Below are 14,618 nucleotides of genomic sequence, written 5' to 3' on the forward strand. Positions count from 1 at the left end.
CCAGTTCGGTCGTTGGTGTGGTTATGGGTGGAGACCTTGCTGATGTCAGGTTGTGGGCGGGTGAGCTGGAGGTGGTGCATGAGCGGTTCGTGCATCGGTTCAGCCGGGAAGAGCCGCGTCAGTCGGCGCTGGCGTATCTGCGGGGGCTGGTTGCTCCGCTGGAGCGTAAGAACGGCTGGACGCTGGCGGAGGAGGCTGGGCATAGCGGTCCCGATCGCGTCCACCGGCCGCTGAACCGCATCGAGTGGGATGCCGACGAGGTCCTGGACGACGTTCGTGACTACGTCGTCGAACACCTCGGAGACGAAGGCGCCGTTCTGATCGTTGATGACACCGGCTTCCTCAAGAAGGGCATCCGCTCGGCCGGGGTCCAGCGGCAGTACTCCGGCACCGCGGGACGCACCGAGAACTCCCAGATCGGCGTGTTTCTCGCCTACGCCACCGGCCAAGGACGCACGTTGATCGACCGTCGCCTCTATCTGCCCACCTCCTGGACGGACGACCGCGAACGCTGCCGCCGGGCCGACGTCGGCGACGACGTCGCCTTCGAGACGAAGGTGGCCATGGCCAAGGCGATGGTCCACCGCGTGATTGCGGACCGGGTTCCGTTTCGGTGGGTGACCGCGGATGCCGCCTACGGCTTTTCCAAGGGCTGGCGTTTTGAGCTGGAGCAGGCCGATGTCTTCCACGTCATGGCTACCACCCGGCACGACACCGTCGTCACCCGCTGGGCGATCGACCACCCCGTCCACGACCTGTTCACCGGGCTCCCCCGCCAGAAGTGGAAGCGCCGGTCGTGCGGCAGCGGGGCTCACGGCCTGCGGATCTACGACTGGGCACGCGTCGAGGCCAGGCCCTGGCACCGGCCCGATCGCCGCCACTGGGTCCTCGCGCGCCGCAGCGTCAGCCGGCCTGGAGAGCTCTCCTACTACGTCGCCTACTGCCCCGCCGGGACCACCCTCGACGGCCTGATCCGCATCGCGGGCAGCAGATGGGCGATCGAGGAATGCTTCCAGAGCGCGAAGCAGGAGTGCGGCCTGGACGACTACCAGGTCCGCCGCTACCCCGGCTGGCACCGCCACATGACCCTGGCCATGGCCGCCCACGCCACCTTGACCGTCATCCGGGCCCGCGGACTCGACACGGACAAAGCAGAAACGGATCCTCCGACCTCATCCACCTCAGCCTCGCCGAGATCAGACGCCTGACCTACCGCCTCACCCACCGCCGGCCCGTACCCATCGAGTGCATCCTGCACTGGTCCCGCTGGCGCCGGAAAAGGCAGTACCAAGCCCGCCGCAGCCACTACAAACGACGCGGCCACACTTCACCAGAAACTGCCCACCCGTCACAGCAAAGACCGTTGCAGTACTATAGCTGCGGCCGCAACGGCAGTTCGGGTCGCCCGGCAGCCGGCCCACGGCAGGGTTTCACGGTCCGCGCGGCCGCTCGATTCACGGCGCCAGCCGGAGCATTCGGATGGGGATGCGCTGCGGAGCATGTAGAGCGGCTCCGTGATCCACAACGTGGTCACCCTTCAGCAACAGCACCGCCACGCATTCGCGTCCTGCTCCAGTAGCTGGCACCCCGGTCGCAACCGTGGTCGGCCACGTCCTCGGGGGATCACCGCGAACGGGCGACGGGCTGGAGTCCTGTGCCTCCAAGACCCCGTGACGCCTGAGGAGCGGGTTCCAGTCGGCAGACCGCAGCCCTTCATACCTACGGTGGCGGGCTTGGGCGATATGTCAGTGTGATGCGAGGAGGTCGTTGAGTTGGTCGACGGCGGGGCTGCCGCGAAAGGCGGAGAATCGCCCCGCATATGTGCGGGCGATCTGCGGTGAAGCGCATCTGTGCAGCGCGAGTATCCGGCGGGCGGTGTCAGCGGCGGCCTCGACCTGGCCGAGTGCGAGGTGGGCGTCGACGACGTATATGAGCTCGGGGATTGCCATGGGGTGCCACTGTGCGAGGGTGAGCCTGTTGAGTAGTGGGGTGAAGTGCTGCAAGGCCTTGCGCGGGCGGCCCAGGTGGACCTCGGTGATCCCGGCGCATGCGGTCAGCCAGTCCTCACCGGTAGAGGGAGGCAGGAACCTGGACTCCCCGGGTTCGGTACGGGAGATCAGGAGGTCGGCCTGGTGTAGTGCCCAGGCGCTGGCGGGGCCGTCCCCGAGCATGGCGTGCGCGCGGGCGGCAACCAGGTGCAGCAGCAGCGCGAGCGTCTGACGAGGGTGTGGCAGTGTGCTGAGGATTGTCTCGACTAGAACGAGGACGCTCGCAGGTGCCTTGTCGAGCAGGTGGCTGTAGGCAACGCCATTGAGACCAGCGGCGGAAATCTGGGGCTGTCCGGCTACCGCTGCTGCCCGGCTAGCGCTCAGGAAGTAGCGTTCTGCGGCGGCGTTCCTCCCCAGGCTGATGCTGGCCCTTCCACACACGAGAGCTGTGCGGCTTGCGAGCAGGAGAAGGCGGGCCGGGGGGCTGTGGCCGTTTGTCGTGTGGGAGAGAAACGCTGTGAGGAGGGCGAGGTCGTTGCGGGCGGCTGTGGACAGCATCGCCGGCCGCGCTTTCGAGGACATGGCCTCCAGCGCGCTCATGCGCGCATGAAGTTCTGCGAGGACGTTGGGCGGGACCTCGCGGGCCTGGGGAAGGGGCAGCGGGGGAGGGCTGGTCACGGCCGCGCGCCAGCTCTGGGCCAACGCGGACACGAGAGGACCGGTGACGGCGAGGTAGGAGCGTTCCTGGACGTCACCGGTCTGCAGATTTTCGTCCTGCAGTGAGGCAAGAGCGCTGTCGTATGTCCACGGGCGGTCTACCAGAGCGGCGTCCCCGGTGGCCAGGTGCAGCCAGTGCGGCCAGCCAAGGCGGAACACCGCGCTGGGGGAGACCCCGTGGATGTGTGCGATGGCCAGCTGCGCCGACTGCTCCGGTACCGTCCTGCCGGATTCCCAGCGTGAGACCTTTTCCCGGCGAGCTGCCATAGCCCCGAAGCCCAGCTTCGCGTGGGTTTCGGCGACCAGGCGGGCGTAGGCGGGGTGGGAGAGGCTGAGCAAGGAACGTGCCTGCGCTAAGGGATGCTGTGCCATCAGGGTATGTCTCGCCTTCTGGGAACAAGCCTCGATGGGGCAGCTTGGGGCGCGTAGGCCCCAAAGCTGTCGTAGGCCCTCGGCAGCAAGAGCTGCGTCGGTCGGTACCCGGTCGAGCCGGGCCGGGTGGGGTCTCCCGTGCGCCCCAGGGGGAGCACGGTCTCGTTGCGCTGCTGGTCCATCGCTAGGGGCCTGGGGCCCGCCGGCGTCCGGTCTATGCCGCGGCAGGCTGAGGGAGCATCAGCGGCTGGCCTTCTGTGGCCAGGAGTGGGCACCTCGGAGGAACCCGTGATCGCTCCGGGGTCTTTTCGCCCCTCGAGAGCCGTCAGTCATGACCGCTGCGGGATTTGATGCCCCTTTGGCCGTGAGAGGAGGGCGGTCCGGGATCCGGTATCGGCGGTTCTACCGTGGTGCTGCCTCCTTGTCTGCTCGCCCGTCGGCGTTCCGAATCACATTTGCCTCATGAAGGTGCGCTTCTCCGCGGTCCAGAGCCGGTCTCCAGGAGGGGAGGCGCCCCCGGCTCGGCGAGGCCTTGGCGGGTGAGGTCCGGTAGGTGTGCCCTGCGGCGGCCTGCCCCCTGGAGGTGCGGCGCGGGCCGCACGCTCGCCTGCCCGGCCTGGGAAGCGTCCGTCGAGGCAACGATTCCCCTTCACCTGCTGGTCCTCAAGGGGCGAGGGTGTGACTTAGGTGTGCCTCACTTCCCGTCAGCAGGTGACTTACGAAGGAAGGTTGAGTTATATGAATGCACCACTACTATGGAGTAACGTCGGTGTACGAACATCCAGACTCGACCCAGCATCCGCTGAAGGCTGCACGCAAGTCCCTGGGGCTCTCCCAGCTCGCCTACGCCCGGCTCATCGCACAGGAGCTCACGGCGGAGCTCGGCTTCACCCCTCCAGTCAAGGACCACCACCAGGTGCTGCGCTGGGAGTTGGGAAGGGTCCCGCGGGGCATTGTCCAGCGGGCCATCGCCCGCATCCACGCCATACCCGCGGAGGCCGTGCAACGGCACGGCTGGCCGGACTTCCTCCATCTCGCCCTCAGCGATCGCAGTCTGCTCGACGAGCCGTGGACTCCCTGCGGTGCCATCAACACCCTCAGAAGCACTGCGTGGCGAATCAGCATCCCGCACATGCTGGCCGAGGTGCCCGGAGCCGCTCTTCGGCGCCACGTCCGGGCCGCGCTCACTGCTCTGCGCCACCCGCAGCCGATACCTGCCCGCAGCCAGGGCCCTCTCATCAACCTCGAAATGCTGCCGCACATCGAGACTCGGATCGAAGCACTGGAACTCCAGGAAGCCCTGTCCCCCTCGACCCCGGCGGCCCTGTACTACGAAGCCGCCACCGAGCACCAACTGGTCACCCACCACCTCACACGCAGCGCATACGACAATAAGACCGCGGTCTGGCTCCTCAGGCTGGCGGCGCGCACGGCCGCCCTGTGCGGATGGCTGAGCATCTGCGTAGGTGAGTACGCCGCCGCGGCGAACCACTACCTCGCCGCCCTCCGGGCCGCCGCAGCTGCGGGGGCCCGGAGGCAGGCCGTGAGCTGCATGGCCGAACTGGCCTTCATCCAAACCGAAGTGGGTGACCCCAAGGATGCGCTGCTCCTGGTCCGCGCCGCGCGCTCGGCCGGGGCACGCCTCTCGCCGCGCCGCCGAGCGGTGTTGTATGCACGTGAGGCTGATGCCCTGGCCCGCCTCAGGGAGCGTGACGCGCTCCACGCTTTGGAAAGGGCCGAGCGGACCCTGGCCGCAGCGTCCTTTGACGAGTTGGAAGTAACCCTTCTCAACATCGATGCCGACTGGCTGACGCAGCGCGCGGGACGTACGCGCCTTCACTTGGGCCAGTACAAACGCGCCCTGCGGCACTTCGCCGCGTCCCTCGAAGCAGGCTCCCTGGCGAGCATGAACACCATGCACTCCCCTAAGACGAGTGCGCGGCTGCTGCACCCTGTCGACGCGCAACTGGCCCTCGGAGAGGTCGACTGTGCCGTTCAGACCGCGCATAGAGCCATCGCCATCGCCGGCGCCTTGCCACCGGCTCTTGCGCACCAGTATCACCAACGCTTCGCCGCGCACCGCACCCAGCCGGCGGCAAGAGATCTCCTCGGTCTCCTTCGGGATCACCAAACCTGGAAATCCGCTGGTAGCCACTGATCTGCGCAAGGCAGGTCCGGACCTGTCTGGCGGGTCGGTCCTGAATCCCGCCGCCCGAAACTTCACGAATGCGGATACCAGGACTTCCTGTCTGGCCCGCAGAGACCATCGGGCACTCCCGAGGCACGCGCTCACGCCTTGAACTCCCTGGCGTCTGACGGTTTCATCATTACTGCTTCCCCGGAAGGCGAGAGACCGGAAAGGAGGGCACGGCGAACGGTCGGCAGTACACACCTCAAACCCGCCTGCAGGGCTGGAAATCCATGCCTCTGTGATGCCCTGAAGGCGCAGGGTGCCGCATGGTCTGCCCCATGCCTCCCGTATGAATGCCGGAGGTGAATCTGAGCGTCTGCAGACCTGCCCCTGGGAGCCGCCTCCTCTACCCAAGGGCAGGTCGTGCGCACCCTTGTTGTCGAGTTCCCGTGTGATAGCCAGGACGTGTTGTCATTATCGCCGCAATTCAATCGTGCTGGCACTGCCGCCGAGGCGGCAGCCTCCTCAAGAGGGAGTGAACCATGACGCCAAACCCAGTTGTCAGGCTCGGAGCCGCAGGCGCGGCAGCCGGGCAGAAGGAAGCGACCACGTGACGCCCTCCGCGGTGATCGCCGGGCTCGGCGCCTGGCTGCCGCCTCGCATTGTGACCAACGCCGAGCTGGCCGCTGAACTGGAGACCAGCAATGAATGGATCCACAGCCGCACCGGCATCGTGCAGCGTTGTGTGGCCCTGGACGGACAGGCCACGTCAGACCTGGCGGTCCAGGCTGGCCAGAGGGCGCTCGCCTCGGCCTGCCGCTCTGCTGTAGACGCCGTTATCGTTGCCACGACCACAGGGGACCAGCGGTGCCCTGCCACAGCGCCGCTGGTAGCTGACCGCCTGGGGCTGGGGACGGTGGCAGCCTTTGATGTGGCGGCCGTGTGCACGGGGTTCTTGTACGGGCTCGGCGTGGGGGCCGGAATGATTGCCTCCCGCACCGCACGCAGTGTCCTGGTCATCGGTGCTGAGAAGTTCTCGAGCATGCTCGACCTGAAGGACCGCACGACACGGCCGATCTTCGGTGACGGTGCGGGAGCCGTCGTCCTCACGTCGGGGCTGCCGATGGACCCCGGAGCTCTCGGGCCGGTGGGTCTCTTCAGCGACGGGTCGCGAAGTCATCTGATCCGGGTGCCCTCGGGTGGTTCACGCGATCCCTTCCAGCCCGTTCTTCATGAGGGATTCGACCCCTACTTCCGGATGTCAGGCCCCGCCGTCTTCCAGGAAGCAATCGAAAGAATGACAGAATGCGCGCTCGCGGCGGCGCGGCAGATGGGCTGGAACCTTAAGGACGTTGATCTGCTGGTTCCCCATCAGGCCAACCTGCGCATCCTCCATGCCGTGACAGCTCGGATGGGGCTGGCACAGGAACGCTGCGTCGTTCACGTGGACCGGGCGGGAAACACCGCTGCCGCATCGATCCCGCTCGCCCTGGCGGATGCAGTCGGTAGAGGAATCCTGAAGGAAGGCCACCGCGTCGTGATGACTGCGTTCGGCGGAGGGCTGACTTGGGGAGCGTGCGCCGTCCGCTGGCCTTCGCTGACACCTGGATAGCGAGCCGCACATCCTCGTCTGCAGAACCCGTACGGCCCGTCCATCTCGCGCGGAATCGCCTCGGGCTGCCATCGAGCCGAGCGTATTCCCTCACCCGCAGGGAGCCCCCTCTTGGTATCGATCATTCCTCCCGCCCGCAACGACGTGTCTGCCCTTTTGACGCAGACGCTTGTGGAAGTCGGCGTGGACAGAGAAGCAATCACGGAATCAGCCACCTTTGACGACCTGGAACTGGACTCGCTCGACCGGGTCGAAATCGGTATACGCATCAAGCAGCACCTGGGAGTGGACCTCAAACCCAAAGAGATGTCGGACATCCGGTCCGTCGGCGAGATCCTCGCAGTCATCTACCGCAAAATGGCGCTCGGATGAACCGGCGGGTCGTGATCACAGGGGTGGGTGCGGTAACCGCGCTCGGCGTAGGAGCAGACGTCCTGCACGCACGGGCCGTCCAGGGTGAGAGCGCGCTGCACAAGGGGCTGGGCCGGTGCCTGGAATTCGATCCTGTCCGCACCCTGTCGCGCCGTGAGGTAAAACGCATGGACCGCTTCTGCCAGTTCGCGGTCGCTGCTGCCCAGGAGGCCCTTGAGCAAGCAGGCTGGACATATTCCCTGCCCTGCGCGGCCGAGCGGATCGCTTGCGTGGTGGGCTGCGGCGTGGGGGGCATGACGACGCTTGAGTCACAGGCCGATCTCTCCCGCAGGTACGACTCCTCTGTCGTCTCCCCCCTCCTCGTCCCGATGGTCATGGCAAATGCTGCGGCGGCCCAGGTGTCAATCCGCTTCGGCTTCCTAGGCGAGTCCTACAGCATCACCTCGGCCTGCGCATCGGGGGCCCAAGCTATCGGTTCAGGCCTGCGGTTGATCCGCTCTGGCGAGGCCGATGCCGCGGTGGTCGGTGGCACGGAGGCCGCAGCGGTCCCGCTCATCCAGGCGGCGTTCCTGAATGCCGGCGCCTTGTCACCCAGCGGCACGTCCGTGCCGTTCGACCGAGACCGAGACGGCTTCCTCCTCGGGGAAGGCGGCGCGATCCTGGTCCTGGAAGAGGCGGCGGTCGCCGCCGACCGCGGTGCCGGGGTCCTTGCTGAACTCCTGGGATATGGCGGGACCAGCGACGCCTTCCACATCACGGCACCGGAACCGGCGGGCAACCGGGCGGCAACGGCGACCGCGCGTGCACTGGCCGACGCAGCCGTGGCTCCCGAGGAGATCGACTACGTCAACGCCCATGGGACCGGCACCCTGATCAACGACAGTACCGAAGCCGCAGGCCTGCACCAGGTTCTGGGCGACCAGCTCTACGACGTCCCGATCTCCTCGACGAAGTCCTCGGTCGGCCATCTGCTGGGCGCGGCCGGGGCCGTGGAAGCAGTCGCCACTGTCCAGGCGCTGCGGCACCGCCTGGCTCCCCCCACCGTCGGTCTGCGCCACCCCGATCCCCAGCTGGGGCCGCTGGATCACGTCAGGACTGCCCGCCGCCTCACCGGACGACGCGGCCACGACCAGGGCCTGACCGCCCTCTCCACGTCCTTCGGCTTCGGCGGGCACAACGCGGTCCTGGTCCTGGGCACCCAGCGGCCCGGCCCCGCACCAGCGGGCCGAGCGCCCTATCCCGCCACTGCTCCCGAGGTGGGGGAGGCCCGGTGAACCTGCACGGGCGCAGATATCTGGTCACCGGAGTCCTCAGCGAGGCCTCGATCGCCTGGCATGTCGCCGTGGCCCTCCAGAAGGCCGGGGCCGACATCCTCCTCACCGGGTTCGGCCGCGCCCGGCGGCTGACCGAACTGGCGGCCGCCGCGCTGCCCGTCCCCTGCGACGTCCTGGAACTGGACGCCGCCCAGGAGAGCCACTTCGCGGAACTCGCCGCCGAAGTGGACCGGCGATGGCCCGCACTGGACGGGGTCGTGCACGCCATAGCCAGCGCCCCCACCGACGCCCTAGACGGGCACTTCCTGGCCACCTCCGCCGCCAGCGCGGAATCGGCACTCCGCATCAGCGCACTGTCCCTGCACGCGCTCACCACCGCGTTCGTCCCGATGATGCGCCGCAGCACCACTGGAGGGAGTGTCGTGGGCATCGACTTCGATGCCTCGGTCAGCTGGCCGGGGTACGACTGGATGGGCGTAGCCAAGGCCGCCCTGGAGTCCATCTGCCGGTACCTGGCCCTCTATCTCGGACCCGCAGGGATCCGGGCCAACCTGGTGGCAGCCGGGCCGGTGGACACCGTCTCAGGCCGCAGGGTCAGTGCCTTCTCCGCACTCGACCAGCGATGGAGCCAGGAGGCACCGCTCGGGTGGGACAGCTCGTCAGCGGACGCGGTGACGGGGCCCGTTCTCTTCCTGCTCTCCGATCTCGCCCGCGGCGTCACCGGAGAGGTTCTCCACGCCGACGGCGGCTTCCACTCCACCCGGATTGGCGTGCCTGACGACGTGCGCCGGACTGCCGAAATGCCCAGGCCCACCGATGAACCAACCGCCCCCCTACGGGCAGCGGAAGGAGAGCTGACATGACAAACACCGGAGCACGGACCACGACGGCCAACGCCCGGCCAAAGCCGCCGAAATCTGCCGACGTGCCTCTCGCGCCCTCTGCACTGGACCTCAGCCGGCTGACCACGGCAACCACCATCGCACGCCATCTGACGCACAAAATGGCTCTGGAGAACGTCTTCACCACATCGACGACCGTGTCCCGGGGACGCTACTTCGGTAGAGCCCAACTGCCCCGCCTGCACAGGTACTACAACGACACCGGAACCAACCACTACGACATGCTGCTCCTGGGCGAGGCAGCACGCCAGACCATCGAGGCCATGGCCCATCAGCTGCTGTACGTCCCAGAGCGCAGCCAATTCGTCATCACCGAGCTGAACCTGCAGTTGCTCTCGCCTGAGGCCTGCCGGATAGGCGCTGCCCCGGCCGATCTCGTGGTGGAGCTCAACCCCGGGCGGATCCGACGCCGCAGCGACGGAACGGTCCGTGCCGTCGAAGGAGAGGCGTGGTGCTGGATCGACGGCACCGCAACGGCGCATCTGACCGGCGGACTGTCCTGTTGGGATGCCGAGGCCTACCAGACACTGCGCCAGAACAGCCACCACCGCATGCAACAAGAGCCTGAGCGCACCGGAGAGCGACCGTCGGCAGCCGACCCCGCGGATGTAGGACGCCGTGACGCCCGCAACGTGGTGGTGGGCCAGAAGCACACCACCAGGTTCGGCCTCATCGCTCCCGTCCTCGCAGACACCAGCCACCCCGTCTTCTTCGACCACCCAGTCGACCATCTTCCCGGCATGCTCCTGCTCGAGGCGTGCCGCCAGAGCGCTTTGATCGCTTTGGCCGAGCGCCTGGACACCCCCGCACGGGACCTGGTCACCACCTCCTGCCGCGCGCGCTTCCAGGCGTTCGCCGAACTGGATGCCGCAGTGGTCTGCCGCGCACTGCCCGGGGCGGGCACCACTGTCCACCTGGTCGTGGAAGCGCAGCGCCCTGCACATTCCCAGCACGAGCACAGCAAACCGACGGTACTGGCCGAGATCTCGGTCCAAGCACAGCACTACTCCACGCTCGCGCGCCGCACCGCAACCCCCTCCGACCAGTGCGTGGATCCGGCGACAGGCACATAGCCCCGCCACCGCAGCAGCCTCGCGCAACGCCTGCTGCGGCCGCGCCAGCCCGATACGTCCCGCGGTCGACCGGCCCCGGAAGCCGGACCGCTTCCGCAGGCCGCCTCCCCTCCTGCCCCTCCCTCACACCGGCTCATCCAAGGAGCAGCCATGAATGCACCAGCCCTCCAGTCCTCCGGAATGCCCTACTACCTCGGAGAGACCGCATCCCGTCCTCTGCCCTTTGACGGGGTGATGACCCTCTCGCACTACATCATGCCCAACTTCGCAACCATGGACTGGCACCAGGTCCCGCGGCAGGACGTCGTCAAAAACATCAAGAGCCTCCAGGAGCCGGGAGGAAACCTGAACGACCAGCTCATGATGTACATCCACGTGCCCTACTGCAAGTCGTTCTGCCACTACTGCAACTTCAACCGGTTCCACTACCCCAAGCAGGACTCAGAACGCCTGGAGAAGTACACCGACTACCTCATCAAGGAAATCGACTGGTACATGCAGCAACCGTACGTGCAGGAGCGGGACTTCACGGCCATCTACATCGGAGGCGGAAGTCCCTCAACGCTGCCGGTCGGCGCGGTAGAAAGGCTCAGCGGTCACCTGCGCAGCGTCATTCCCAACTTCGAATCCATCGAGAAGAGCTTCACCGGAGAGCCGCGCACACTCCGGCGGCCAGGGCTATTGGAGACGCTCCAGGAACGCGGCTGGAACCGCGTCACGTTCGGTATTGAGACACTCAACCCCGACATTCACCGGAAGATCGGCCGCATGGACACCCGCGACGACGTCGACGCGGTCTTCGACCGCATGAGGGACCTCGGCTACCGGGCGGACACCTGCGTTGACATGATGTTCGACCTGCCAGGGCAGACCCTCGAGGGATTCCAGGACGAGCTGACCGAGCTGACGGACAGCTACGACCCCACAGAAATCGATCTCTTCACCACGGTCTACCTGCCCTACCGGCCCCTGCACAAACTCATCCTCGACGGCCGGGTCGAGCAGCCGGGAAGCCCGTGGCAACTGCTGGCCATGCGCGAGCACCTGTACGACTTCCTCAGCGCGCGGGGATACCACAACACCATCGCCGAAACGTGGTCGAAACACGAATCGCGGTCGCACTATCAGAGCGCGCACTGCGCCCGCCAGGACATCATCGGCATCGGCTGCGCGGCTCGCGGAAACCTAAAGGACATGGTCTCCATCAACCCGGAAAAGGTGGATGATTGGCAGCGGAACGTCGATGAGTACGGCTGCTCATCGGAAACACTGCAGTCCATCGGGCTAGAGGGTGCACTGGACCGCATCATGGTGATGTTCCCCCGGTACAAGGAACTCTCCAAAGACCTGCTGGCCCGGTATGCCCAAGAAATTCCCGAGCAGTCCTTCCAGCGCGTACGTGATGTCCTCGACGGCCACTTGGCCGCAGGTGTCATCGAGGACGAGGGTGACCGCTTCACCGTCAACAAGCTCGGGGTCATCTGGCACGGAAACCTTCAGACCGACTACCTGCGCCACACCATGAACAGCCAAGGGGAGGCGCTCATGGAACACCTGCGGGAGAAGTCCGATGACTTCGACAAAGAAGACCGCTTCGCCGTCAACGACACGACCGTGTACATCAAGGAACACGACGCCGAATACCCGCGACTGATGAAGTAGCCAGCACGCAGCACCACGCTGACACACCTCCCCGCATCGGCAGCGGAGAGAGCCCCTCTGCCCAGACATCGCGCGGCCCGGCCGACAAGACGAGAGAGACGATCAATGCTCACAGTGCTGGAACACGTCTCCACGACGGATGGCGCCACTTTCGTCCTCAGAGGACTCTTCCAGGGAAACGCAACAGCCCCCGTTGTGGTACTGCTCCCGGCGATGGGCACCAGGGCGCACTACTACCTTCCGTTTGTCCACCAGCTGCACGCGGAAGGACTGGCCGTCGTGACCACAGACCTGCGCGGGCACGGCGAGAGCCGGCCCGTGCCCGGGCGCCGCATCCGTTTCGGGTACCGGGAGATGCTGGAAGACCTGAGCGCGGTGATGACAGCCGTGACAGCCGCCGTCCCCCACACGCCCGTCCTCCTTCTCGGGCACAGTCTGGGCGGCCAGCTCGCCCTGCTGTACGCGGCAGCCCACGCCCCCCGGCCAACAGCGGTGATCACGGTGGCGACAGGATCAGTCTGGTACCGAGCGTTCGGGCGCCGACGGGGCCTGCGCAACCTCGCCCTCACCCAACTCTCTGCGGCCGTGTCCACCGCGATGGGCTACTGGCCGGGGAGCCGCCTTGGGTTCGCCGGCACCGAAGCCGCCGGAGTGATGCGGGACTGGGCCCGGCAGGGCCGCACCGGAGCCTACCGACTGGCCGGCAGCACCGTGGACTACGAGCAGTGCCTGGCCAGGCTCCGCCTACCTGTCCTGGCCGTGAGTACCGACGACGACGACCTCGCCCCCCCTGGTGCCTACGACCATCTACTGAGCAAGCTGCCGCAGGCCCACCTGACCCGCTGGCACTACACCGCCAAGGCCGCCGGATCCACCCGGCTCGGCCACTTCGGCTGGGTCCGCAGCAGCGCAGCTCTCTCCGCAAAGATCTCCGCCTGGGCGTACGAAATCCCGCCCACAGGCACCAGCACGCCCGACCTCTTCCCCGGTCCTCCCAGCCCCCCCACACAGCAGCACACCCCCAATGACCCCACGCACACCGCAGCGCCCGACGAGTGCTCAGCGCAGGAGAGCTGATGCCCAACTGGAATGCCCCAGCACCCGGCCCCGCACCCTGTGGCAACAGCACCCCGCAGCCCGACAGGCCTTCTGTGATCGTGGTCGGAGGCGGCTGGTCCGGCCTGGCTTCCGCCTGGTACCTGCACCGCGCCGGCGCCCATGTCGTCCTGCTCGACCAGCAAGATCGCCTCGGAGGCCGCAGCAGGAGTGATCAACTCGGACCGCGCACCATCACCCTGGGCGGCAAGAACATCGGACGACGCTACACCGAATTCCGCGCCTTCGCCGCAGCGTTCGGATCCACCGACTTCGAACCCTTCGGTATCAACTCGACCCGCATCGACCGCAAGCGCGGCACCACAGCAGACGGCACACACCCGATCAGAAGCATGTACCGCACGCTGCGCGGTGTGCCTGGACGTGATGTCGGGAGACTGCTCGCGCTGGCCTGGCAGGTGCGACGTCATCCGGACAACCGCTTCTGCGGCGGCCCGGATTTCACAGGCCTGGCAGACCGCACCGGCGACGCCCAGCTGGACCAGTACTTCGGCGCCCAACTGGGCAGCTCCGTCATCCGCCCTGCCACCGTACGCATGAACGGCGCCGAACCGGACGAGGTGTACATCGGCTCCTTCGGCACCAACCTCGGCATGCTGCTCGACACATTCGACCAACTCAGCAGCGGGTTCAGCCCCCTCTTCAACACGTTCGCCAGCCATATCGAGACCCTGCTCGGGGCACGCGTCATCGGCCTGACCACGGCAGCAGGAACGAAGCGGATCAACGGAGTAACCGCGGTCCACACAGACGGACAAACCAGACAGCACGTCGCAGACGCCGTAGTGATCGCCCTGCCGGCCCCCGCGGCCCGGATCCTGCTGGAGCCCGTGGACGCCTCTCTCGCCGAAGAGCTCGAGGCGATCCGCTATTTTCCCGCCGCGGTGGTCGTGGCCGAGTACACCCGGCCAGTATTCAACCAGCAGGTGAGAGCCTTCACCTTTCCTGACTCCTCCGCTCTCAGCAACGCCGGGGCTTATGGTGCAGAGGACCGCCACATAGTGCGGTACACCTTCAGCGGCCGGGCAGCACGCACGCGGATGACCGATCTCGAAAGCCTGCCAGCCCTCGCCGAGGCCCAGTTAGGCACCCGACTGCCGACCACTGCCGTCCGCACCGACGCCATCACACGGTATTGGGAACACGCCTACTGCGGGTACAGCAGATTTCACACCGACCGCCTCGTCCGAATCGACAGAGCCACCCAGGCCTGCCCCGGCCTGAGCCTGGCAGGCGACTACCTGCGCGGAACTTCCATCGAAGCCTGTTTCCGAGCCGCCCGGGACGGCGCATCCCGGCTCATCCATCAGCTGGGCCTGTCACTGTGAATCGCGTACGCCCCCAGAGATCGCCGAGAATCAGCCCGACGCGCGGTTGCCAGAGAGGAACGCGGCCTGAA

11 protein-coding genes are annotated in these 14,618 nt (G+C 66.9%); 10 read left to right on the top strand and 1 reads right to left on the bottom strand.

Going from position 1 to position 14,618, the window contains the following annotated elements; translation table 11 throughout:
• The first annotated feature begins 23 nt into the window (after nucleotides 1-23).
• Complete coding sequence (locus AC5WAM_RS37290; protein WP_495523730.1) at nucleotides 24-1,208, top strand: IS701 family transposase; 1,185 nt, start codon at nucleotides 24-26, stop codon at nucleotides 1,206-1,208.
• 537 nt (nucleotides 1,209-1,745) lie between these two features.
• Here AC5WAM_RS37290 and AC5WAM_RS37295 read toward each other — a convergent pair.
• Nucleotides 1,746-3,077 carry an NsdA family TPR-like regulatory protein gene (locus AC5WAM_RS37295; RefSeq protein WP_495520278.1) on the bottom strand — a complete coding sequence of 444 codons (1,332 nt, stop codon included), beginning with the start codon at nucleotides 3,075-3,077 and terminating at the stop codon, nucleotides 1,746-1,748.
• 742 nt (nucleotides 3,078-3,819) lie between these two features.
• Between AC5WAM_RS37295 and AC5WAM_RS37300 the strand changes: the two genes are divergently transcribed.
• The 9 genes from AC5WAM_RS37300 (at nucleotide 3,820) to AC5WAM_RS37340 (ending at nucleotide 14,547) form a co-directional block, all read left to right on the top strand.
• Nucleotides 3,820-5,235, top strand: a complete 1,416-nt coding sequence (locus AC5WAM_RS37300; protein ID WP_495520279.1) for an NsdA family TPR-like regulatory protein — start codon at nucleotides 3,820-3,822, stop codon at nucleotides 5,233-5,235.
• 583 nt (nucleotides 5,236-5,818) lie between these two features.
• On the top strand, nucleotides 5,819-6,820 hold the full coding sequence (locus tag AC5WAM_RS37305; RefSeq protein WP_495520280.1) for a beta-ketoacyl-ACP synthase III: 1,002 nt from the start codon (nucleotides 5,819-5,821) through the stop codon (nucleotides 6,818-6,820).
• Nucleotides 6,821-6,931: 111 nt separating this feature from the next.
• Nucleotides 6,932-7,192 (top strand): acyl carrier protein, encoded by a 261-nt coding sequence (locus tag AC5WAM_RS37310; protein ID WP_495520281.1) that lies wholly within the window; start codon nucleotides 6,932-6,934, stop codon nucleotides 7,190-7,192.
• Nucleotides 7,189-8,466, top strand: a complete 1,278-nt coding sequence (locus AC5WAM_RS37315) for a beta-ketoacyl-[acyl-carrier-protein] synthase family protein (RefSeq protein ID WP_495520282.1) — start codon at nucleotides 7,189-7,191, stop codon at nucleotides 8,464-8,466. The genes AC5WAM_RS37310 and AC5WAM_RS37315 overlap by 4 nt, the downstream gene beginning before the upstream one ends.
• Complete coding sequence (gene fabI, locus AC5WAM_RS37320; RefSeq protein ID WP_495520283.1) at nucleotides 8,463-9,329, top strand: enoyl-ACP reductase FabI; 867 nt, start codon at nucleotides 8,463-8,465, stop codon at nucleotides 9,327-9,329. The genes AC5WAM_RS37315 and fabI overlap by 4 nt, the downstream gene beginning before the upstream one ends.
• Nucleotides 9,326-10,441, top strand: coding sequence for an AfsA-related hotdog domain-containing protein (locus AC5WAM_RS37325; protein WP_495520284.1), 1,116 nt, complete (start codon nucleotides 9,326-9,328; stop codon nucleotides 10,439-10,441). Before fabI ends, AC5WAM_RS37325 begins: the two co-directional genes overlap by 4 nt.
• 150 nt (nucleotides 10,442-10,591) lie before the next feature.
• Nucleotides 10,592-12,103, top strand: coding sequence for a coproporphyrinogen-III oxidase family protein (locus AC5WAM_RS37330; RefSeq protein ID WP_495520285.1), 1,512 nt, complete (start codon nucleotides 10,592-10,594; stop codon nucleotides 12,101-12,103).
• Nucleotides 12,104-12,208: 105 nt separating this feature from the next.
• Complete coding sequence (locus AC5WAM_RS37335) at nucleotides 12,209-13,180, top strand: alpha/beta hydrolase family protein (RefSeq protein ID WP_495520286.1); 972 nt, start codon at nucleotides 12,209-12,211, stop codon at nucleotides 13,178-13,180.
• Nucleotides 13,180-14,547 (top strand): protoporphyrinogen/coproporphyrinogen oxidase, encoded by a 1,368-nt coding sequence (locus AC5WAM_RS37340; RefSeq protein WP_495520287.1) that lies wholly within the window; start codon nucleotides 13,180-13,182, stop codon nucleotides 14,545-14,547. The genes AC5WAM_RS37335 and AC5WAM_RS37340 overlap by 1 nt, the downstream gene beginning before the upstream one ends.
• The last annotated feature ends 71 nt before the right edge of the window (nucleotides 14,548-14,618 follow it).

The sequence above is a fragment of the Streptomyces sp. JLYT201 genome (assembly GCF_059448825.1).